This window comes from Methylocapsa sp. D3K7 (assembly GCF_029855125.1).
In the GTDB taxonomy this organism is placed as follows: Bacteria; Pseudomonadota; Alphaproteobacteria; order Rhizobiales; family Beijerinckiaceae; genus Methylocapsa.
Genome location: NZ_CP123229.1, coordinates 153,476 through 175,690 on the forward strand (window position 1 = coordinate 153,476; position 22,215 = coordinate 175,690).

At 58.0% G+C, this 22,215-nt stretch carries 11 protein-coding genes and 1 tRNA gene; 6 read left to right on the forward strand and 6 right to left on the reverse strand.

Translation table 11 applies throughout. The annotated features are described in order from the left end of the window. Nucleotides 1-3: 3 nt before the first annotated feature. Together QEV83_RS00670 and QEV83_RS00675 are read right to left on the reverse strand one after the other, a co-directional pair. Nucleotides 4-474, reverse strand: coding sequence for an isoprenylcysteine carboxylmethyltransferase family protein (locus QEV83_RS00670; protein WP_280129399.1), 471 nt, complete (start codon nucleotides 472-474; stop codon nucleotides 4-6). Between the two features lie 43 nt (nucleotides 475-517). Next, nucleotides 518-988 (reverse strand): isoprenylcysteine carboxylmethyltransferase family protein, encoded by a 471-nt coding sequence (locus tag QEV83_RS00675; protein WP_280129400.1) that lies wholly within the window; start codon nucleotides 986-988, stop codon nucleotides 518-520. A 186-nt stretch (nucleotides 989-1,174) separates the two neighbouring features. On the opposite strand from QEV83_RS00675, the gene QEV83_RS00680 reads away from it, so the two are divergent. The 5 genes from QEV83_RS00680 (at nucleotide 1,175) to lon (ending at nucleotide 7,844) form a co-directional block, all read left to right on the forward strand. After that, nucleotides 1,175-1,259, forward strand: a tRNA-Leu gene (locus tag QEV83_RS00680). Between the two features lie 138 nt (nucleotides 1,260-1,397). After that, nucleotides 1,398-2,780, forward strand: a complete 1,383-nt coding sequence (gene tig, locus QEV83_RS00685; RefSeq protein WP_280129401.1) for a trigger factor — start codon at nucleotides 1,398-1,400, stop codon at nucleotides 2,778-2,780. 132 nt (nucleotides 2,781-2,912) lie between these two features. Next, entirely contained in the window at nucleotides 2,913-3,557 is a 645-nt protein-coding gene (locus QEV83_RS00690) for an ATP-dependent Clp protease proteolytic subunit (protein WP_280129402.1), read from the forward strand. A 477-nt stretch (nucleotides 3,558-4,034) separates the two neighbouring features. Next, nucleotides 4,035-5,300 (forward strand): ATP-dependent Clp protease ATP-binding subunit ClpX, encoded by a 1,266-nt coding sequence (gene clpX, locus QEV83_RS00695; protein ID WP_280129403.1) that lies wholly within the window; start codon nucleotides 4,035-4,037, stop codon nucleotides 5,298-5,300. Between the two features lie 126 nt (nucleotides 5,301-5,426). After that, nucleotides 5,427-7,844, forward strand: a complete 2,418-nt coding sequence (gene lon / locus QEV83_RS00700; protein ID WP_280129404.1) for an endopeptidase La — start codon at nucleotides 5,427-5,429, stop codon at nucleotides 7,842-7,844. A gap of 150 nt (nucleotides 7,845-7,994) precedes the next feature. Here lon and QEV83_RS00705 read toward each other — a convergent pair whose 3' ends face one another. From QEV83_RS00705 to QEV83_RS00720, 4 genes are all read right to left on the reverse strand, one after another. Further along, entirely contained in the window at nucleotides 7,995-9,275 is a 1,281-nt protein-coding gene (locus QEV83_RS00705) for a dienelactone hydrolase family protein (RefSeq protein ID WP_280129405.1), read from the reverse strand. A gap of 79 nt (nucleotides 9,276-9,354) precedes the next feature. Next, nucleotides 9,355-11,913, reverse strand: a complete 2,559-nt coding sequence (locus QEV83_RS00710) for a condensation domain-containing protein (RefSeq protein WP_280129406.1) — start codon at nucleotides 11,911-11,913, stop codon at nucleotides 9,355-9,357. Then, nucleotides 11,910-19,769 (reverse strand): non-ribosomal peptide synthetase/type I polyketide synthase, encoded by a 7,860-nt coding sequence (locus QEV83_RS00715; RefSeq protein WP_280129407.1) that lies wholly within the window; start codon nucleotides 19,767-19,769, stop codon nucleotides 11,910-11,912. Before QEV83_RS00715 ends, QEV83_RS00710 begins: the two co-directional genes overlap by 4 nt. Then, a complete protein-coding gene (locus QEV83_RS00720; protein WP_280129408.1) occupies nucleotides 19,769-21,655 on the reverse strand; it encodes a non-ribosomal peptide synthetase in 1,887 nt (628 codons plus the stop codon). Before QEV83_RS00720 ends, QEV83_RS00715 begins: the two co-directional genes overlap by 1 nt. Nucleotides 21,656-21,935: 280 nt before the next feature. Here QEV83_RS00720 and QEV83_RS00725 point away from each other — a divergent pair, with 280 nt between their 5' ends. After that, a complete protein-coding gene (locus tag QEV83_RS00725) occupies nucleotides 21,936-22,070 on the forward strand; it encodes a hypothetical protein (protein ID WP_280129409.1) in 135 nt (44 codons plus the stop codon). Nucleotides 22,071-22,215 lie beyond the last annotated feature (145 nt).

A 22,215-nucleotide genomic window follows, 5' to 3' on the forward strand; every position in this document is an offset into this window, starting at 1 on the left:
AGTTTAGAACCAGCGCCGGACCCGTTCTTTGTAGCGCAAATATTCTTCGCCGAAGTTTCTTCCGAGATAATTTTCCTCAGGCTCGATGACACCTTTTTGCAAAACAAGCGCCAATAGAGGAACCATTACGGCCAGCCACAGCGAATCGACGAGCAAAGCGACCCCAGCGCACAGCAAAACCATGCCGAGGTAAATTGGATTGCGGGTTCTGAGGAATATCCCCGAGGTAACTATCCGGGTTGGGGTTTTGCGGACATCAAGAGGCGTGTTCGCTCCACGCATTTCCCGTACAGCCAGGACTCCGAGCGTAATGGCGCCCAAAACAACGAGAAGTCCAAGTGGTACCGCCACGCCGCGGGTCAAGATTTTCGCGGGCCAGAAAAAATTCAAGACCAGGCCGAGCGCGATTGCCGCACCCAAAATCAAAGGGGGCAGGGCGATGACGCTGGGTCCGCCAGATGGTTTGTCCTGCATTGTGCCAATCCGCTTTGCCGCAATCCGTCCGTGCCGCGTATGATCAAATCCAGCGCCGGACCTTTACTTTGTAATCTAAATATCTCCGCCCAAATCGCCGTTCAAGATAGGCTTCTTCGGGAGCGATGACCCCTCTTTGCAGAACTGCCGCGAGGGCGATGGTGAGAATCAACGTCCAAAAGGAATTGAGCAAAATAGCGACGCCGGCACATAGCAAAACCATGCCGAGATACATGGGATTGCGGCTCCACGCGAAGATACCCGTGGTGGCGAGGTCTGTCGCGGGCCGTTCCAATGACAGCGTGGTTTTGATTTTGATGAGCTGTCTTGCCGCGCCTGCCTCAAGATTGAGGGCAAGAAAAATGAGGGCAAATCCTACGGGCAATGAATAGCCAGCAGGCACAAAGCCGATCGGCCAGATTAATTCAAGCAGAAAACCAACGACCAGAACCCCGCCTAAAAGAGCCGCGGGCGGAGCAATAACCTGCGCATTATAGCCAGATCCATATGCCATCCCGGCGGCTCCCTGCGTTCTGTCGCGCTTCTCGCTTGTAATCCGCAACTGCCTTCTTAAATCTAGCACACCGGCCTTTCCCCCGTCCATCTCCTGTGCCTTGAGTTTTTTGCTGCGCGCCGCCCCCGCCGTTGCTATAGAGCCGTGGCGTCCGGTCTTAGCCATTGAAGTTTGGACGGAGCGCGGGCGGGCGTGGCGGAACTGGTAGACGCGCCGGATTTAGGTTCCGGTGGTGAAAATCGTGGGGGTTCGAGTCCCTCCGCCCGCACCAAATTGCCACCGCGCGCCCTTCAGGAACGCATGAGACGATGATCGCGATGGCATTATTGCCCTATTTGCCGTTCCGGCGGTTGTCTGGCAAAACCGGCATCTTGGGTCAAAGCGGCGAAGTCAAAAAGGTTACTTTGAAATGGAAGTCACGCAAACAAACGCGCAAGGATTGAAGAGGGAATTCAAGGTGGTGCTTGCCGCCGCCGACCTTGCCGGACGGGTGGAAGGCCAGCTCGCAGAGGTGCAGGCCAAGGCGCGCATCCCCGGTTTCCGTCCGGGCAAGGTTCCTGTTGCGCACTTAAAACGCCTTTATGGCCGATCGATCATGGCCGAAGTTGTCCAGGAGGCCGTCAACGAAGCCAACCGCAAGATTGTCGAGGACAATCAGTTGCGGCTCGCAATGGACCCAAAGATCGATTTCCCCGGCGATGCGCAAGAAATCGAGAAAGCGTTTGAATCGAACGCGGATTTCGCCTTTACCGTGGCGCTCGAAGTGTTGCCTAAGATTGAAGTTGCCGGTTTCGAGGATATTCAGATCGAGCGGCTCGTCGCCGATGTGGAGGAGGGGGATGTCCAGCAAGTCCTGACCCGGCTTGCCGAGCAAAACCGCAATTACACCCCTAAGGAGGGTGAGGCAGCCGCCGAAAAGGGCGATAAGGCAACCTTGGATTTCGTCGGCAAGATCGACGGCGAGCCGTTCGAGGGCGGGAGTGGCGAAAATGTTGATCTCGTGCTTGGCTCGGGCAGTTTTATCCCTGGATTCGAAGCGCAACTCGAAGGCATGAAAGTTGGCGAAAGCCGGACGATTTCGGTCACATTTCCAGAAGATTATAGCGCCCCGGCTCTCGCCGGAAAGGCCGCATCTTTCGACGTGACGCTCAAGGGTGTCGCAGCGCCAGCCGAGGTCGAGCTCACCGATGAATTCGCCAAGGGATTTGGCCTCGAGAATTTGGCCGCGCTGAAAGAAAAAATCCGCGAAAATATCGAGCGTGATCATCTCGCCGCCTCGCGCGGCAAATGGAAGCGCGAGCTCCTCGATGCGCTTGATAAGAAATTCGCTTTTGACGTCCCCGAAGGCATGGTTGCTCAAGAATTCGCCGCGGTGTGGCGCACGGTCGAGGCCGAGCAGAAACGGAGCAGCCGCGGCTTCGAGGATGAGAACACGACCGAGGAGGCGGCGCGGGCGGATTATCTCAAGATTGCCGAGCGCCGGGTGCGGCTTGGTCTTCTTTTGGCCGAAATCGGTCAAAAGGCGGACATCAAGGTTTCCGATGAAGAAGTAGGTCAGGCTCTGACTCAGCGCGCGCGCGCCTTTCCTGGCCAGGAAAAGGCTGTTTGGGATTACTACCGGAAAAATCCGAACGCGTTGGCGGAGATTCGCGCGCCTCTTTACGAGGAAAAGGTTGTCGATTACGTCATTTCCCTGGTTAAACTCACCGACAAAAAGGTTCCCAAGGAGGAGCTGCTCCGGGCACGGGATGACGATGAAAACGAAATCGCCAGCGAGAGCACGCCTGGATGATTCGGAAGCGCCGCGATCCAGGGGCGGCAAATGTTCGCCTTCAGGGCGTTGCGTGCTATCCTTGCCGGCAGGGCGGGGTCATGATCTTCTTACCGTTCGGACAGATTCATATTCATCAGGGAAGTCTCCGCCATGCGTGACCGCAGTCCAGTTGAAATTTACGACAATTATCTCATTCCTCAGGTCATCGAGAATACGAGCCGGGGCGAGCGCGGGTTCGACATCTATTCGAGGCTTCTGCGCGAACGGATCATTTTTCTGACGGGTCCGATCGAGGATCACATGGCTTCGGTGATTATTGCCGAATTGCTGTTCCTCGAAGCGGAAAATCCGAAGAAGGAAATCTCGATGTATATCAATTCGCCGGGCGGCGTGGTCACGGCGGGACTGGCGATCTATGATACGATGCAGTTCATCAAGCCCAAGGTCTCGACACTCTGCGTCGGGCAAGCTGCTTCGATGGGTTCGCTTCTCCTCTGCGCGGGGGAGGCGAATGCCCGCTACGCTGTACCGAACGCGCGAATCATGGTCCATCAACCCTCCGGTGGATTTCAAGGCCAAGCCTCAGATATTCTCCGCCACGCTGAAGATATTATGAAGGTCAAGAAGCGGCTGAATGATATTTATGTCCACCATACTGGCCGGGATTACGATACGATCGAAAAAACCCTGGACCGGGACCACTTTATGTCGGCCGACGAGGCAAAGGAATTTGGCATTGTTGACAGCGTGATCGTCAAGCGGCCGGAAGAGCTTCCGCTGGGTGACAGCAAATAGGCTTTTGGGACCTTTATCGCCTTTTATTAACGATCCTGGTCTATCGATAGATAGCCGGGATTATCTTGGTTGGCCGGGGGTAATAGTGGGTGCTGGCCGCCCCTTGGTCCGCATGGGATGGACATTCATAGAGACCGGCGCGGAATAATGATTGTTTTGGTATAGATATTGCTTATATTTCTTAATGAATCGCGCGAGAGAACCGCTCAAGCTGCGATTTGTCGCAACAAATCGAAACGAATACCATTTAGGTTGATAGAAACGATCGCATCGATATGATGTGGATTCCTGACGAGAGCCATGCCGCCTGCAAAGCTTCGGCGGTGCCGATGTAACCAGGTGAGGGGGTTTGAACTAGAAGTAAACTGGCTGGTTCGTGTGCTGATCCGCCAGCCGGTGGGCGAGCTTTCACTGTCCGCCGCCTTTCACTTAGGGACCTGGGTTTGCACATGACCCTGGCCGGTACGGAGACGTTCGATGACCAAGGTCGGCGGCAGCGACTCGAAGAACACCCTCTATTGCTCGTTCTGCGGCAAAAGCCAGCACGAGGTACGCAAGCTCATTGCGGGCCCGACGGTGTTCATCTGCGACGAATGCGTCGAACTCTGCATGGATATCATCCGCGAGGAGAACAAATCCTCGCTGGTCAAAAGCCGTGACGGGGTGCCGACACCAAAGGAAATCTGTAAGGTTCTCGACGATTACGTCATCGGACAGCCACAAGCCAAACGGGTGTTGTCGGTCGCCGTCCACAACCATTACAAGCGCCTTAATCATGCGGCCAAGCACAATGATGTGGAGCTTGCAAAGTCGAATATTCTTTTGATCGGACCCACGGGTTCGGGCAAGACCTTGCTCGCGCAGACCTTGGCCCGCATTCTCGATGTGCCCTTCACAATGGCCGACGCCACGACCCTGACCGAGGCTGGCTATGTCGGCGAGGATGTCGAAAATATCATTCTGAAGCTGCTCCAAGCCTCCGACTACAATGTCGAGCGGGCGCAGCGCGGCATCGTCTATATCGACGAGATCGATAAGATTTCGCGCAAATCCGACAATCCCTCGATTACACGGGATGTGTCGGGGGAAGGCGTTCAGCAGGCCCTTCTGAAAATCATGGAAGGCACGGTCGCCTCGGTGCCGCCGCAGGGCGGACGCAAGCACCCGCAGCAAGAATTTCTGCAGGTCGATACGACCAATATTTTGTTTATCTGCGGCGGGGCTTTCGCCGGCCTCGAGAAAATCATCTCGACGCGCGGCAAGAGCACGTCCATCGGATTTGGCGCGACGGTCCAGTCGCCGGACGACCGCAGGACGGGCGAGGTTCTCCGGCGAGTCGAGCCGGAAGATCTGCTGAAGTTCGGACTGATCCCGGAATTCGTCGGCCGATTGCCGGTGATCGCAACGCTCGATGATCTCGATGAGGACGCTTTGAAAAAAATCCTGACCGAGCCAAAGAATGCGCTCGTCAAGCAGTATCAACGCCTCTTCGAGATGGAAAACACCGAACTCACGTTCCAAGACGAAGCGTTGAATGTCGTCGCCAAGAAAGCCATCGACCGGCGGACCGGCGCACGCGGATTGCGCTCGATCATGGAAGGTATCCTGCTCGATACAATGTTCGAGCTTCCCGGCCTTGAGAATGTCGACCAGGTCGTCATTGGCCCCGACGTCGTCGAGGGAAAATCGCGTCCGCTGTACATCTACGCCGAGCGCAACGAAAAAAGCGGTGTGAGTGCTTGAATTCGCGCCCGCCCGGAGCCCCAATCGTGAGCCGCCGCGTCCCTGCGGTGACTCCGGGGGTGCTTCTTGAAATTACATGCCCGCGCCGCCATCTCTCCGAAGAGATTTCATTGATAGGATGCTGAAATGACCCAAACGCGCGAGCCTGCACGCCCCGGCACGGTAGAGAGCTATCCGGTTCTGCCGCTCCGCGATATCGTGGTTTTTCCGCACATGATCGTGCCGCTTTTCGTCGGCCGCGAGAAATCCATTCGCGCTCTCGAAGAAGTCATGAAGGCGGATACGCTCATCCTTCTTGCGACGCAGATGACGGCGGCCGATGACGATCCAGCGACGGACGCGATTTTCACAACGGGAACGCTAGCCTCCGTCTTGCAGCTTTTGAAGCTTCCCGATGGGACGGTCAAGGTTTTGGTCGAGGGCCAGCAACGCGCCAAGGTGCAGGACTATACCCGCACCGACGATTACTATGAAGCCCGCGCCGAGGTGATCGCCGACGAGCCATTCGATAACATCGAAGTAGAGGCTCTCTCCCGGTCGGTCGTCTCCGAATTCGAAGGCTATGTCAAACTCAACAAAAAGATCTCGCCCGAGGTCGTGGCCGCGGTCGCTCAAATCGAGGATTACTCGAAACTTGCCGACACGATTGCGTCCCATCTCGCGGTCAAGATCTCCGAGAAACAAGCCGTGCTGGAGACCATCGCCATCGCCAAGCGATTCGAAAAATGCTTGGCATTGATGGAGAGCGAAATTTCGGTGCTGCAGGTCGAGAAGCGTATTCGCACCCGGGTCAAACGCCAAATGGAAAAGACCCAGCGCGAATATTATCTGAATGAGCAAATGAAGGCCATTCAGAAGGAACTCGGCGACGAAGACGGCAAGGACGATCTTGCCGAAATCGACGAGCGTATCAAGACGACGAAACTGTCCAAGGAAGCGCGCGACAAGGCGACGGCCGAATTGAAGAAATTGCGGCAGATGTCGCCGATGTCGGCGGAAGCGACGGTCGTGCGCAATTATCTTGATTGGATCTTATCGATTCCGTGGAACAAGCGGTCCAAGATCAAGAAGGATCTGAATGTCGCCGAAGGTGTCCTCGATAGCGAGCATTTCGGTCTTGAAAAGGTCAAGGAGCGTATTCTCGAATATCTCGCGGTACAGAGCCGCGCCAACAAATTGACGGGTCCCATCTTATGCCTTGTCGGGCCGCCCGGCGTTGGCAAGACTTCGCTCGGCAAATCGATCGCCAAGGCCACCGGCCGTGATTTCGTCCGGATGTCCCTCGGCGGCGTTCGCGACGAAGCGGAAATCCGCGGTCACCGGCGCACCTATATCGGTTCGATGCCCGGCAAGATCATTCAATCGATGCGCAAGGCGAAAAGCTCGAACCCGCTCTTTTTGCTCGATGAAATCGACAAGATGGGAATGGACTTTCGCGGCGACCCGTCGTCGGCCCTCCTCGAGGTTCTTGATCCCGAGCAAAACCATTGCTTCAACGATCACTATCTCGAAGTCGACTATGATTTGTCGAACGTCATGTTCGTCACGACTGCCAATACATTGAATATTCCAGCGCCGCTCATGGACCGAATGGAAATCATTCGGATCGCTGGCTACACGGAAGCCGAAAAGGTCGAGATCGCACGCCGGCATCTGATCCCCGCGGGGCTTAAGAAGCACGGTCTCGCGGAGAAGGAATGGTCCATCGACGATGACGGTCTCATTCTGCTGATACGGCGCTACACGCGTGAAGCCGGGGTGCGGAATCTCGAGCGGGAGCTTGCCAAACTTGAGCGCAAGGCGGTCAAGCAGATTTTGACTGGCAAGACGAAGCAGGTCGTGGTCACCGCCGAGAATGTTCCCGATTTTCTCGGCGTCCCGAAATTCCGTTATGGCGAGGCCGAGACCGAAGATCAGGTTGGTGTCGTGACCGGGCTTGCCTGGACCGAAGTCGGTGGCGAACTGCTGACGATCGAAGGTGTGATGATGCCCGGCAAGGGGCGCATGACGGTGACCGGAAATTTGCGCGATGTCATGAAAGAGTCGATTTCTGCGGCGGCGTCCTATGTCCGCTCGCGGGCTGTCGATTTCGGCATCGAGCCGCCCGTGTTCGACCGGCGCGACATCCATGTGCATGTTCCCGAGGGAGCAACGCCCAAGGATGGACCGTCGGCAGGTGTTGCCATGGCGACGGCGATCGTGTCGATCATGACCAGCATTCCAATCCGGCGTGATATCGCGATGACCGGCGAGATCACCTTACGGGGCAGAATCTTGCCGATCGGCGGCCTCAAGGAGAAATTGCTTGCGGCACTGCGGGGCGGGCTCAAAAAGATTTTGATTCCCGAAGAGAACGCCAAGGATTTGGCGGAGATTCCCGACGCGGTGAAAAATGCTCTCGAAATCGTGCCGGTCTCGCGCATGGAAGAAGTGTTGAAGCACGCTCTCATTCGCCAGCCGGAGCCGATCGTCTGGGAGGAGGAAACAAAGCCGTTGGCTCCGCTTTCCTCCGAAGAGGACACGCCGGGCGCCGTCACTCACTAGCGCGCCCGTCTGCGCCCGTCTCAGGACAGATTCCAGAGTGTCATTGCGGCCCTCAAGCCCCCCAATGTGCCGCCGCTCGCCGACCAGGCTTGCGGCGGTGCTTAACGTTTGCACTTCACCTGCAGGAAGATCAAAGGGGATCGGACGGGTTCAAAGTCGCCCCGCAGATTGAGCTGCACTCTTAGCCGCTTCTTTGAGCCAATATTGGTTCCCTTTCAAGATCTCGACCTCGTCAAAGGGGGATGGTGATTGGGTGAGTAGCGGAGCGGCCTTATCGCGAAGATAAGTGTCGAAAAAAGCGAGCAAATAGGCATCACGTATCGACTTGACACGATAAGGGTTCACGACCAGCCAAGATTTGAAAAAGGCGCGCCTGAAAGCCTGATCGGAAAGATTTTCATGGAATGCTTTGAGAATACGGAATCCAAAGCCGTGAGGCCGGTTGGCTAGTTTTATTTCCTCGCGCATATCGCGACCTGTGAGCGCCGCCGAAGATCGTATGATGGCGTCCGGGGATTGGAGCTGAGCAGCCCGGGGAAATACGTCGTCCTCGATGAGAATGACCATGTAAGGTTTTTCGAATTCGCCGCCGGCCGCACGACCAAACAGCCAACCATCGAGATTTGCGGCGGCGGCAACACGCGGGTCAAATGTCGCGGCTTCCGCCGCCGTTGCGCCGCCAATCGAAAAGCCGAAGAAACCCACTCGGTCGAAGCGAACGCGCCCTCGCCAGCCCGCATCGGTACAAGCCTCGAGCCTGTCGAGCGCCGCGAGGGCTCGTTCCGCCTGCAGGCGCACTTTGCGATCAGCTGCCTGCAGTGTGTCTTTAAAAACCTCGGCGGATGAAAAGTCGAAAGTTAATGGGGACATCGCGCCCGGACTGCGATCAATGTCATCGATAGCCACGACAATGTAGCCGTGGCTCGCCAGCTCCGCCGCAGTCGAGGCGTTGTCGGTCTTTACGCCGCCGTTCCCCGGCGCATAAAGAAGGATGGGAAATTGTTGCTGCGCATTGGCTAAACGTTGATGTTCCAGGAATTCCAAACAAGACTGCGGCGCTGCCAAGTTGCCCGGTGCAGGCGTTGCCACAGGCCGCCCCGCAGCTGGATACCAGATTTGAATAGGAATTGCCGGCTCGCTATTAGCGGCGGCGGCGAGTGCGATATTCGCAGTCGCCACAGGAAACGGGCCGGATGTCTCAGTGGGCGCGCGTGAGATCACCAATTGCCGCGAGGCTGTGACGAGGCGGGGCACTGCGGGAATAAAGAAAAGACCGCCGATCACAAACGCTCCGGCCAGCGTCGCGATCTGATAAATGCGAAGCGGCCGTGCTGGACGATATTCGTGATTTAGAAATAAGATAGCAACGGCCATCATGATGAGCAAAGCGCCGGCTACCCAATCGTAGTGGTGCCAATGTCCAAAATGCATATTAAAAATCCCGCAAGCGGTCAGAGTCTGGGCCGAAGGCCATTATCTCGGAATCGAGGGAACCAAAGAATGGCATTGGTTAAATCGATGCGGTTCCGGTCGCGGCCGTTTGATTGCGCTCGTTATCCACTCGGTCGAGCAAGGGCCGCAGTTGCCGCGCGACCAAGGCGGCGCCTACATCTTGGAACATATCCGTATGCCAGCCGGGAATCCGGTAAAGCCGCGGATGGCCTTTGATCAGCGTCGACCAGCCCAAATTTGGATCGACAAATTTGGTGACCATTTCATCGCTTTGAAAGATAATGACGTCGCCAGAGGATTCCTGTGCCACGTAATTGTCACGGGCCGCTTCAACCATTGGCAAGAACCACCGGTTTGCCCAGTCCTCCTTGCCCAGCTGCGAAGGATCGCCGATCAAGCGCAATGCGGCCAATACGTTTAGAATCTTGCTGGCGCGCACGAGACGATAAGAGGCAAGAGCGTCCCCGACAGAGAGCTGACCGCGCCAGATCAAAGCAAGCCGGTGCTTAAGCACGTGACTCGCATAGCTCAGACGGAAAAGCAGCCGCCGGCCCAATGGGAGGCGCTTCAGATAGCCGGGCGCCCAGCTATCGGCCAGCACAACAAACGCAACCGTCTCGCCGGCCTGCCGCAATTGACGCGCGACCTCATAAGCGATGACTCCAGCAACGCATAGTCCAACTAGAATATAGGGGCCATGCGGCCGTGCTTCGCGAATAAGGCGCACATAGTCCGCCGCGATGTCTTCCAGATTGCGGCTCGGCAATTCTCGGGGATTACTGGGATCGAACAGCTGAATCCCAATGAACTGTCGGTCGGTTCCGATAATTCGTGCGAGATTGTAATAGACCATCGTATTGTTGATCGCGATGACCGGCGTTTTCTCGCCGAGCGGCTGAATGGGGACGATCTTCCAAGGTTCGAGCACCGTTTCGGTCCTCGTCACGCAGGCCGCGAGTTCCCGCACGGTCGGCGCTTGAAAAAGCGTCATGACATTGATCTTGACGTCAAAGACGCGCGCGACCTTGGCGACGAGCCGCATAGCCAGGAGCGAATGTCCGCCGAGTTCAAAAAAATTCGATGCAAGACCGACGTTTGAAACCTGAAGGATTTCCCGCCAAACCTCGATCATCTTCATTTCCGTGGCGTTTGGCTCTGGGCTGGACACCGCCTTCGGCGCTGGAAGGGAGACCGCTGTCTTGGTCAACGCGCCAGCGGCCGCTGGTGATGCAATCTTATCGCGAACGGGCGGGACCAACTCGGACAAATTTGCCATTGGATTGGAAATGGCAAGTTCGAAGGCTTTTACCAGCAATTCAAGCATGCCCTCGACGGTCCGCCGGTCATAGAGATCGGTATTGAATTCCACTGCGAGCCGCCAGCCGCTTGGCCAATGGACCAGGAAAAAATTAAGGTCGTAAAGTGAGCCCGCCGACAAAGACGGTTGTCCTATCAGCTCAAAGGCGGCGTACCTCTTGTGGTCCATGACGTCGCGCAGAACATTGAAATCGATACAGATCAGCGGTGTGCGTCTGGGATCGCGCGGGGGATTGAGAACCTCGACGAGCCGGTGGAACGGCATGCGCTGATGGATCACTGCGTCCTGAATTGTTCCGTTCACCCGGGCGAGAAAAGCCTCAAAGGACGGATCTCCGGACGCATCGCACCTCAAAACCAGATTGTTGAGGAACACGCCGATCATGTTCTCAAGATCTGGATCGTCCCGCCCGGCGATCTGAGTCCCGAATATGACATCATTGCTTCCGCTGAAGCGGTGCAGCATCGCGGCGGTCACCGCGCAGGCGAAACTGAACAAGGTAAGATTGTGCTTGCGCGCCGTCTCATCCAATCTGTCGCCGATTGACGCAGGCATCATGATGGCGAGAATTTCTCCCGCATTGCTTGGCTGAGAGGGACGATCGCGGTCTGGACAAATTTCAAAATATGGCGCACCCGCCAGCTTGTTTTTCCAGTAAATCCTTTCCGTTTCAAAGCTGGCGCTCGCGAGATATTCCTTTTGCCAGAGACAGTAATCGCCATATTGAAGAGGCAGCTCGGGAAGTCCATGAGGACGATTGGCATCGAGTGCAGCGGCGATCGTGCCGAATTCATGAGCGAGGTTGCGAATGGACCAGCCGTCGAAGGCGATCTGATGCACCGTGACCAGCAAGACAGCGTGATCAGCCGACAGGCGCAGCAAGGTCACCCGGAGCAGAGGCAATTGCGAAAGATCAAATGGCTTGCGTGCTTCAAGGGCGCCAAGCGCGATGGCTTGGTCGAGACGCTCCGCCTCAGGTCTGAAGGTGAGGTCGACAATCGATAGCCTGAAGCCATAGCGTTCGGCGACCTTTTGCATGGGCACACCATCTTCCACGACGAAGGTCGTACGCAAGATCTCGTGCCTGTCGACGATCGTCTGAAACACCTGCTCGATCGTCGCTGCGGAGAACTGGCCCTTGATCTCCCACCGCAAGGCGACGTTGAGAACCGTACTGTCTGGATTGAGCGCCTGGATGAACCAGCACCGCTGCTGCGATGCTGAACACGGGAATTGCAGTTCCCCGCTGCTATGCTCCGCTGAGTCCAGCGCGTCATCGATGCCTTTGGAGGCCGTCATGCGGGACTCCGGCCGGCCCGGCGCCGGAAACTTTGCAGGGAAGGTATACTTGCCGTGAGTGGAGACTCCGCGGGCTGCTTATCCGCGGCTATCGCCAGTTCGGCGACCGTTGGATGGCGCATGAGATCGGAAGCATCAAGATGGAAGCCGGCTTCCCGCATCCGCGCCGCGATCCGGAAAAGATCGATGGAATCGGCGCCAAGCGCAAACAGATTGTCGTGAATCCCGACATTGCCTGTCCGCAGGACATCCGCCCAAAGAGCTGCGAGCTTGACTTCAACCGGGGTCCGCGGCGCCACGATCAGCCGTTCCTCCGCGCGCCCGGATTGGGGCGCCGGGAGAGCCTTGCGGTCGATCTTGCCGTTCTGGGTGCGGGGAAGAGATTCAAGACACAGAATCTGCGCGGGGACCATATAGTCTGGTAATTCCTCTCGCAGTCTGGTGCGCAGTTCGATGATCGGCTCGAGTGTGCCTTCGGGGTCGGCAACGTAGCCGATGAGATCGCCATCATGGACAGCAGCCGCTGCATCCGGCCGGCCAGAGACGCGCCGCAACGCAGTTTCGACATCACCAAGTTCGACACGGAATCCGCGCAATTTGATTTGGCTGTCGGCACGGCCGAGCAATTCAAAGCGATCCTCCGCGAGGTAGCGGGCGCGGTCCCCGGTGCGGTACAGTCGCTCGTTCGTGCTGCCACGCGGATTTTGCGGAAAATTTTGCGCGGTGAGCGCCTGATTTTTGTAATACCCCCGGGCAAGCCCCGCGCCGGAAATGCACAATTCACCCGGCACGCCGACCGGCGCTGTATTGCCCACCGCGTCGAGGATGGTCATTTGGGTGTTCGCGATAGGCCGGCCAAAATCAATAGGCCCAGCACCCTGCCTTTGAGCAAGCGACCAGATCGTCGTTTCGGTAGGGCCGTACATGTTCCAAACGTCGCCGCGTCTGAGATCTTGCGCGAGTTTTTGGTCGAGCGCCTCGCCGCCGCAAAGGATTTTTAGACTAGCCGGATCGAGCCCCGTTTCAAGCAAGACCCGCCATAGAGCAGGGGTGGCCTGCATCATGGTCGTCGCGGATCGGCGGATCAGCGCAACCAGTCGGAAAGGATCCATGAGGTCGGCCCGGCTTGCGATGACAAGTTGCGCACCGGAGATCAACGGCAAGAAGAGTTCGAGGGCCGCGATATCGAAGCATGGCGTCGTCACGGCGAGGAAAATATCGGACGCACCGATGCCAGGGGTTTGCCGCATCGCAGTGAGCAGGTTCACAACCGAGCGATGCTCGATATCGATGCCCTTCGGGCGGCCCGTGGAACCGGACGTGAAGATGCGATAGGCGAGATCTGTCGGATGCACGCGCGGTAGGCCGCGCGATGTCTCTTCCGCAACTCCGGCGCCGCTTTCCTCGACATGGAGACAAACGGAAACCGCCATCTTGAGTGCGTCGCCGAGCGCCGCCGTTGTTATGGCGATACTCGCGTCGGCCTCGCGGATGATCGCGCTGATGCGAGCAGGCGGATAAATCGGATCGAGCGGGACATAGGCGCCGCCAGCCTTAAGGACGGCGAGCATCGCGACGACATAGTCCACCGAGCGGTCGAGATAAATCGCGACCGGAGTCTCCTGCGCGACGCCTGCGGCCATCAGGCGTCGGGCCAACACATTCACCCGTGCCATGAGCTGACGATAGCTAATGGTTGCGTTTTCGAAACGGATCGCGATGGCATCAGGAGTAGCGTTTGCCTGAAGTTCCACCAACTCATGAATGGTGAGATCGGGGATGGGAACAACCGGCCCCTCAAAGCCCGCGTGCAACGACTGTTCCTCCGCCGGTTTCAAGAGGGGCAGCCGCAACGCGTCCCGCTCCATATCGCCGGCGATGGCTTCGAGCAGCGTCTGGTAATGGCCGATCCATCTGCGGATCGTCGCCGCATCAAACAGGTCGGTGCTGTAGTCGCAATCGATCACCAGCCGGTTGTCTTCGGCCATGACATTGAAAAACAGATCGAAATTGACAAACCGCTTTGGGTTGGCATCGCTCGCGACCGTAAGACCCTCGAAATGAAGATTTTGCACGAGCCGTTCCAAATTGAACTGTGCTTCGATCAACGGAAGCCGGTTGAGCTCGCGCGGCATGTCGAGCGCCCGGACGAGGGAGCCGAAGGTATAACTTTGATGGTCGGACGCATCGAGAAGCAGCTGTTGGGTTTTGCGCGCGGCTTCGAGGAAGCTGGCACCTTCGGAGAATTGGCTCCGCAGCGGCAGGAAGTTGACGCAATGACCGACAAGAGGCCCGTCGCCATGCAAACTCTGGCCGGCCGTCGGAATTCCCGCCACGATGTCGTTTTGCCCACTTAGACGGGCAAGCAGCAGCTGATAGGCGCTCAAAAGCACCGCGAACAAAGTGCAGCCTTTGCGGGCCGCGGCCTGCTTGACACGTTCGTACAAGGGATTGTCGATGGTCCCGCGCAGCGTATCGCCACGGAAACTTTTGAGCATCGGGCGGGCGCGATCGAGCGGCAGCGCCAACGGCTCCGGCGGCTGCGCGAATTGCTGCAGCCAATAGGTTTCCGCCTCTGCCTGAACTGCCCCATGCCGCGCCGCGTAATCGGCGAAGCCATGCGGTTCCGGCAAATGGGCTGCAGTTCCGTTGCGGCGAGCGGAATAAAGGGCCCCCAACTCCTCCATCAGGATGTTCATCGACCAACCATCGCAAACGATATGATGGGCGGTGATCACCAGCTTGTGATGGTCCGCGCTTACATCCGCCAGCAAGGTGAAGCGGATGAGCGGCCCATGGACCAGATCGAAAGGCGTCGAAGCCTCATGTTCAATGAGCTCCGCGAGATGCGACTCGAGAGGTTTCGTTTCATCGCTGGTTTCAATCGTGAAGTTCAGCGATGCCTTTGGCGCGACCTTAAATCTCGTGCCCGCCGCTGCGAAACGAATACGCAAGGCTTCGTGGCGCTGAACGAGATCGCGCGCGGCTTTGCGCAACGCCTGCGTGTCGAGCTTGCCACGCAAATCAAGAGTGATCGATTCATTGAAAGCGCAAGACGCCGCGTCGCCGAGCTGGGCGCTCAGCCAGATTTCCATTTGGCTTTCGGTGAGCTGGACTTCACGCTCGCTGCTTCCATCCGCCGGCCGGCCAAACAGACCTGCCTGCGCCATTTGCGCGGATGCCACGTCAAAAGCCGCGACAATTTTCGCGAGATCTTCATCGTCATGGGCCGTCGTCAAGAAGCAGGGGAAGCCTTCCTGGATATGGATGCCATGTTCGCGCATCAAATAATAAAAGAGCGACGCGAAATGCAATTCGGGGGGGAATTTGAGGAAAAAGATCGACCCGAAGTTATGAATCTCGGTCGGCACATCATGCCGCTCGAACACATCGTTGATTTGCTCGACGAGAGCTGCTGTCCGTTCGGACAAGCGTTCCTGAAGGCTTGGTCCCGCCGCTTGTACATGCTTCAAAACCGCGGCGGTGGCGGCAAGCGCGAGCGGATGGCGCACGAAGGTGCCAGCGAAAAAGGTCACGCCGGCAGCGGGATAGGAGTCATCGCCATATTGCCAGAATCCACCATCGAGCGCGTCCATAAACGCAGCCTTGCCGGCAAGGATGCCGATGGGCATGCCGCCGCCCACCACCTTGCCATAAGTCACAAGATCGGCGCGGATACCAAACAGGGCTTGGGCGCCGCCCGGATGAACCCGGAACCCCGTGACGATCTCATCAAAAATCAAGGCAGTCCCGGCTTTCGCGGTCAGTTCACGCAGAGCCTGCAAAAATTCCCGAGGCTGGAAGCCCGGCCGCCGGCTCTGCACGGGCTCCACCATGACCGCCGCCAATTCATCGGCGTGCCGTTCGAGCCATGCCAGGCTCTCGGCCGTGCCATATTCCAGGATAGAAATGTTGGCGATGGACTCGGCCGGAATGCCAGGAGCGATCGGAAACACGCGGGTCACGCCATCGCGCATAGCACCGCGCGCCAGAACTTCGTCGAATTGGCCGTGATAATCGCCCGCGAAATAAACGATTCGGTTGCGTCCGGTGACCGTTCGCGCGATGCGCATGGCGGCCATGACGGCTTCTGAGCCGGTATTGCAAAATGTCATCCGCTCATTGCCCGTGATGTCGCAAAATAGTTTTGCGACCTCGCCCGCAAGCGGTGTTTGCGGCCCCAATTCGAAGCCCTGATGGATTTGCTCGATCAAGGCATTGCGAACAAAATCCGGCGTGTGACCAAAGGCGGTCGGGCCAAAGCCATTCAACAGGTCGATATAGACGTTGCCATCGGCGTCCCAGAGCTTCGAGCCCTCGGAACGGACGGTGACGAGCGGATAGACGATTTCCTTCCATTCGGGATGAAATCCGGCGGCGACCCGGGGATCGGCCAGGACGGCGCGCGAAGCCTGGGTCATTTCCTTGGAACGGCGCGTGCGCTCCGTGTAGCGCTCGATCAGATCGGCGAGGAATTTGCGTTGCCCGGCGTCGAGACCAGCCTCGCTCGTTTGCGCGAACGGCTTGAAGGGGCCGAAGGCTTCGACCGGCTTTTTTTCGAGAGCCGGTTTGTCCGGAACGGGCACTGATGCCGGCACCCTCACGGGCGGCACCGAAATGGGGGGCCCGCTCGAAGGCGCGGCGCCGCTAAGCTGCCGCAAGGTTTCGAGCTGGCGGTTGATCAGGTCCGTCATGCTGGCAAGCTGCGCCGCCATGACGTGCTCGATTCCTTGTCCAGACCCGGACAGTGCGGAGATCGCGGGGTTGGAAGGAGAAAGCGTGGCGGAGGTGGCCTCGCTCGGACTCCGCGCCACCGGCGCGGCCTCGACGACAAAATCTTCCGCCGTGCGATTCAAATGCTCGGCCACGGCATCGAGCGAGGCAAGCTCGCCCATCATTTGGCGAAAGCTCACGGCAACTTTGAATTTGGTCTTGATGGCTTGGCTCGCCTGCGTGAGGAACAAAGAGTCGAATCCGAGTTCGAGAAAACTTGTTCCCTTTGCCGCGCTGGCTACATCGATGCCGGAAAGATTTTCCAGCAGTGCCGCGAGTTCGGTCCGGATGGCCGCCAGCCGGTCCGGCAACTCGGTCTGTTGCCCCGTTCGGGCGGCGGGAGCAGGCTGCAATGTTTCATTCGCCATGGCGCTGCTGTGATTTCCTTCTGGAGTGACCGCTTCCGTAACCGGGCTGGCGCTTGGGGCATCCACAAAATAGCGTTTGCGCTGGAACGGATAGGTAGGCAGGACGATACGCCTCTGGTGTGTGCCATCGTACAGACCACGCCACTCCGGCGCCACTCCGGCGGCCCATAAGCGTCCAAGCGCTTCGAGGAACACCGCGTCCGCTTCGCCTGTCTCGGCGGGATCTGGCAGCGATGCTATGATCAAAGGCGCGGCCCGCGAAGCTTGGTTTTGGCGGGCGAGGCTCGTCAGAGTCCGGCCCGGCCCGGTTTCCACCAAAATCGGAGAGTCGGTTTCAAAAAGGCTCGCGAGCGCCGCCGCGTAGCGGACCGTTTCGCGGCAATGACGCGCCCAATACAGCGGGTCCGTCGCCTGCTCGGCGGTTATCCAGCGGCCCGACATGCTGGAGACATAGGGAATGCGCGGCGCACTGAGGGGTATCTGCCGCAGAATGTCTGATAGCGGTTCGATCACCGGATCGACCATCGCCGAATGAAAGGCATGCGACGTCCGCAAGCGCCGCGCGTGGACTCCGCGCGTATTAAGACGTTCTTCAAATGCAGCAATCGCCGCGTGCGGCCCGGCAACGACGCAGACGGCCTCGGCATTGACGGCCGCGATCGAGAGGTCGGCTGGCAAAGTTGCCAGCAATTCGGCTTCCGGCAGCTTGACGGCGAGCATCCCTCCTTCGGGCAGCCCCTGCATCAAGGCGCCGCGCGCGGCGACCACCCGCAAGGCATCCTCAAGCTGCATCACCCCGGCGAGAACCGCCGCGACAAATTCGCCGATGCTGTGACCAAGCATTGCGGCAGGCTCAATTCCAAGGCTGCGCCACAGCGCGGCGACGGAAAGGCTCACGCTGAACAAAGCCGGTTGCGCGAGAGCCGTCGCCTGGAGTCGCGGCCCAGCCTCCGCAGGGTCGCCATAAAGGACATTGCGCAAATCGAGGCCGAGCAAGGGTTCCAGAATTTCCGCGCATTGGTCGATCGTTTGGGCGACGACCGGGTATCGCCGGTAAAGCGCCTGACCCATTCCGCCATATTGGGCGCCTTGACCCGGGAACAGGAACGCCAGCTTCGGCGGCGACCCGGCGGCTGTCACCGTTTTGGTTTGGTCGCCGAGTCTGTTGAGCAGCTCACCGCTGTCCTTGGCGACCGTGGCAAAGCGCTGTCCGAACGCGCGGCGGCCTGTTTGCAAGGTGAACGCGATGTCGCCGAGGCTTTGGCTGGGATGTGTTTCGACATGCGTGGCAAGGCGGGTACGCGCCTGCGCCAAAGCGGTGTCATCGCGGGCGGACAATATGATGAGTTGCGGCGCTTCGGTATCTGCGGTGATGACCGGAGAGGCGAGCACAGGCGCTTCTTCAACAATCACGTGAACATTGGTGCCGCCAACGCCCGCGGCATTGACTCCGGCGATGCGGGGCTTTTCTCCGCGCGGCCAAGCCGTCAGCTCCGGGTTGACGAAAAAAGGACTGTTCTCAAGATCAAGTTTCGGATTTGGCTTTTTAAAATGGAGGGTTGCAGGCAAAATCTCATGTTCTAGGGAAAGAATGGTCTTGATCAGCCCAGTGACGCCCGCGGCGATATCCAAATGACCAATATTGGTCTTCACCGTGCCGATCGCGCAAAATCCCTTGCGATCCGTGGTCGCCCGGAACGCCTTGGTCAGACCACTGACCTCGATGGGATCGCCGAGCGGCGTCGCGGTGCCATGGCACTCGACATAGGAAATGGCATCGGCGGTCACACCCGCGACAGCCTGCGCGAGCGCAACAACTTTTGCCTGACCGTCGCTGCTCGGCGCCGTGTAGCCGACCTTCCTCGCCCCATCGTTGTTGACCGCGCTGCCGCGAATAACCGCGCGGATCGGATCGCCGTCGGCCAAGGCAGCATCCAGCCGTTTCAACAAGACGACGCCGGCGCCGCTGCCGAACACCGTTCCGGCGGCGTTGGCATCGAAGCTGCGACAATGCCCGTCCGGCGAGACCATACCGCCGTCTTGGTAGAGATAGCCTCGCTTTTGCGGAAAAGTGATCGAGACGCCGCCCGCCAGCGCCATATCGGCGCGATAATCGAGGAGGCATTGGCATGCCTCGGCGACGGCAAGCAGCGAGGTGGAACACGCGGATTGCACGGTGAATGCCGGGCCCCGGAGATCGAGCTTGTAAGCGGTTCGCGTCGCGATGAAATCGGGACTGTTTCCGACCAATGTCGAAAATTCCCCGACCTGATAACTTCCTGTAAAAACTTCGAGACGCCGACGATCGGCCAGCAAATGATACAGTAAATAGGTATCGATGCTGCTTCCGGCATAAACCGCGATCTCGCCAGGAAAGGCTCCTGGATCATAGCCAGCGCTCTCAAGCGCCTCCCAGGCGATTTCGAGAAACAACCTTTGCTGCGGGTCCGTCAGTTCCGCTTCTTTTGGAAGAAAATTGAAAAAACCCGCGTCGAAATCTTCGACGTTTTCCAGCATCGACCTCGCGCACACATAGCCAGCTTGGCTCTGCACCGAGCGTCCGAAAGCGTCTTCCAGATCCCCCGGCGAAAAATGAGTGATGGATTCCACACCGCGCTGGAGATTGTCCCAGAATCTGTCAAGGGTCGGCGCGCCGGGGAAGCGGCCGGCCATCCCGATGACAGCGATGGCGGGGACCATATCATCGGCAAACATCAGTCACCTCTTGCCAAGGAAGCGCGAACCGCTGGCGAAGGGACGCGGTTCTGGCGGGCCCGCCGCTGCAGGGCCGCTTGGGCTGCCGCACCGCTGGTGACATCCTTTGTTTGTGCCCCCGAAAGCCGGGCGTGGAGGAGCCGGATCGTCGGCAGATCGAACAAATCCTGGATCGACAGTTGACCTGGAAAAAGCTGTTCAAGCTCGTTATGAACCCCAAGTAGCTGAAGAGAGGTGCCGCCGAGATCGAAAAAATTTTGATCAATATCGATCGTTTCCAGGCGAAGATGACGGCGCCAGAGCTCCGCCAGCGTGGCTTCGACCGGCGTGGCATAATGCGGGTTCAAGGATTTTTGGACTCTCTCTGTGGCGGCCAGACGGCTCAGCGCGAGCCGGTCGATTTTGCCGGTCCGGGTCAGCGGAAATTCATCGATGATCTGCAGCCGCGCCGGGATCATGTGCTGGGGCAAATTGTTTGCCGCTGCGTCACGGAAGGCGGTGTTTTCAATTCGCGTGCCCGGCAGCGGAATGACAAAGGCGACAAGATGCTTGGTGGCATCCGACAGGGCGCAACCAACGACGGCGATGTCGGTAACAGGGAGGTGCCGCCGGAGCACGGTTTCCACATGTTCGGGTTCAATCCGGCGGCCGTTAACTTTTAACTGATTGTCGATGCGGCCGATGAAATGCAACAAGCCGGTCTCGTCGCGCCGGACAAGATCACCGGTGAGATAGAGTCGTTGCATCGGATCGTGCGAGTCGGGGTCTTGGATGAACTTTCGTTCGGTGAGATCGGGAGCATTCAGATAGCCAAGTGCCAGCCCCGCGCCGCCGACATAAAGCTGTCCCGCCGAGCCTTCGGGGACCGGCCGCATGGCGTCATCAAGGATGTGCAAAACGGTGTCCGCGACTGGCCAGCCGACTGGGACCGGTTCATCCTCCGGCAAATCTGGAGGCGCAGTATAGGTGGTCGTGAAGGTCGTATTCTCGGTTGGCCCGTACACCGAGATGAAATGGCCAGACGTCAGCAGCTTTGCCGCCTTGGCAACATGCGACGGAGACATTATGTCGCCTCCCGAGACCAAGTACCGAAGTTTGCGAAGGGGTTCGGGACGCTGATCAATCATCAAGTTGAAGAGGCCGCTGGTCAGAAACAGAGTGGTAACGCCATGCGCCTCGATTGCGGAGGCGATCGTGTTGAGGCTCAACAAACCAGCTTCAGGAATAACCAGTTCGGCTCCATTGAGAAGCGCGCCCCAGATTTCGAAAATCGACGCATCGAATCCCAATGGCGAAGATTGAAGAAAAATTTGATCGTCCGAAAACTGCATATAGCCGGGATTTTTGACAAGCCGGACAATCGCACGGTGCGGAATAACGACGCCTTTTGGCTCCCCGGTCGAGCCAGAGGTGAACATGACGCAGGCCGCATCGGCGCCAGAAACTTTGACGGATTCCACTGGCGGCCGTGTTATCTCCGCAGGTGGCGGGACATCGACATCGATCACCGCTGCCGCCGCGGCGAGTTCCGGGAAGCGCCGCAGCGTCGCGCCATTCGAAATGACGCACGCCATTTTGTGCCGCAGGGCGATATCGAGAATGGTTTGCGGCGGACTGGCTGGATCGAGCGGCACAAAGGCCCCGCCGGCTTTCAGCGCCGCCAGGAAGGAGATGATGACCGGCACAGAGCGGTCAAGGAGGATACCGGCTAGCCTGCTTCTCCCGACCCCGGCCATGGCAAGCCGGTCGCAGAGCGCATCGGATTGGGCGTCGAGTTCAGCATAGCTTAAGCAATGAGTAGCGCTTCGGACGGCAATAGCATTTGGTTTTTGAGTCACCGATATGTGAAAACTTTGGAGCACGTTGTCGATAGAGTCACCGCGCATCACACCATCCCAGAACCCGGCTGCCGACTAATAGATGTTATCTTATGTTTGTGGATGATACTTTAGAATTGAAACATTTTGTATGCCCAAATGAGCTATAGATGATGGACGGGAACCGTGTTTTAATTATAATTATCTGCTGAATTTTATCATATTCCAAGATGGCACAGCGTAACCCTAATTCGCTCAGGGCTAGATAAAATGATGATTGAATGTTCAAACTAGGAAGTAAATGGTTCATTCGCTCGAATGACAAACGTTGGAACGGCAGGACGACGAAATGCCGCATGTCACCCTTGGATGCACGATCAACCATCATGCGCGACCCTACATTTCTCATCTTCGCCGCGAACTCGCCGCCGCCGCAGCTGCCGGCAAGAAACCTATCGATTGGTCGTCTAACAAAATCTTATGATACCTGATTGATCCCGCTTTTTTGCCACACCCGAGTTTCGATGCGATTCTAGGGGAACCACTTGCAAACGCTGGGCCGGATGAAACGAAGGCACGCCAGCACGGCATCGGCGCCCGCTTCTCCATCACCGCAAATTCGAACACAC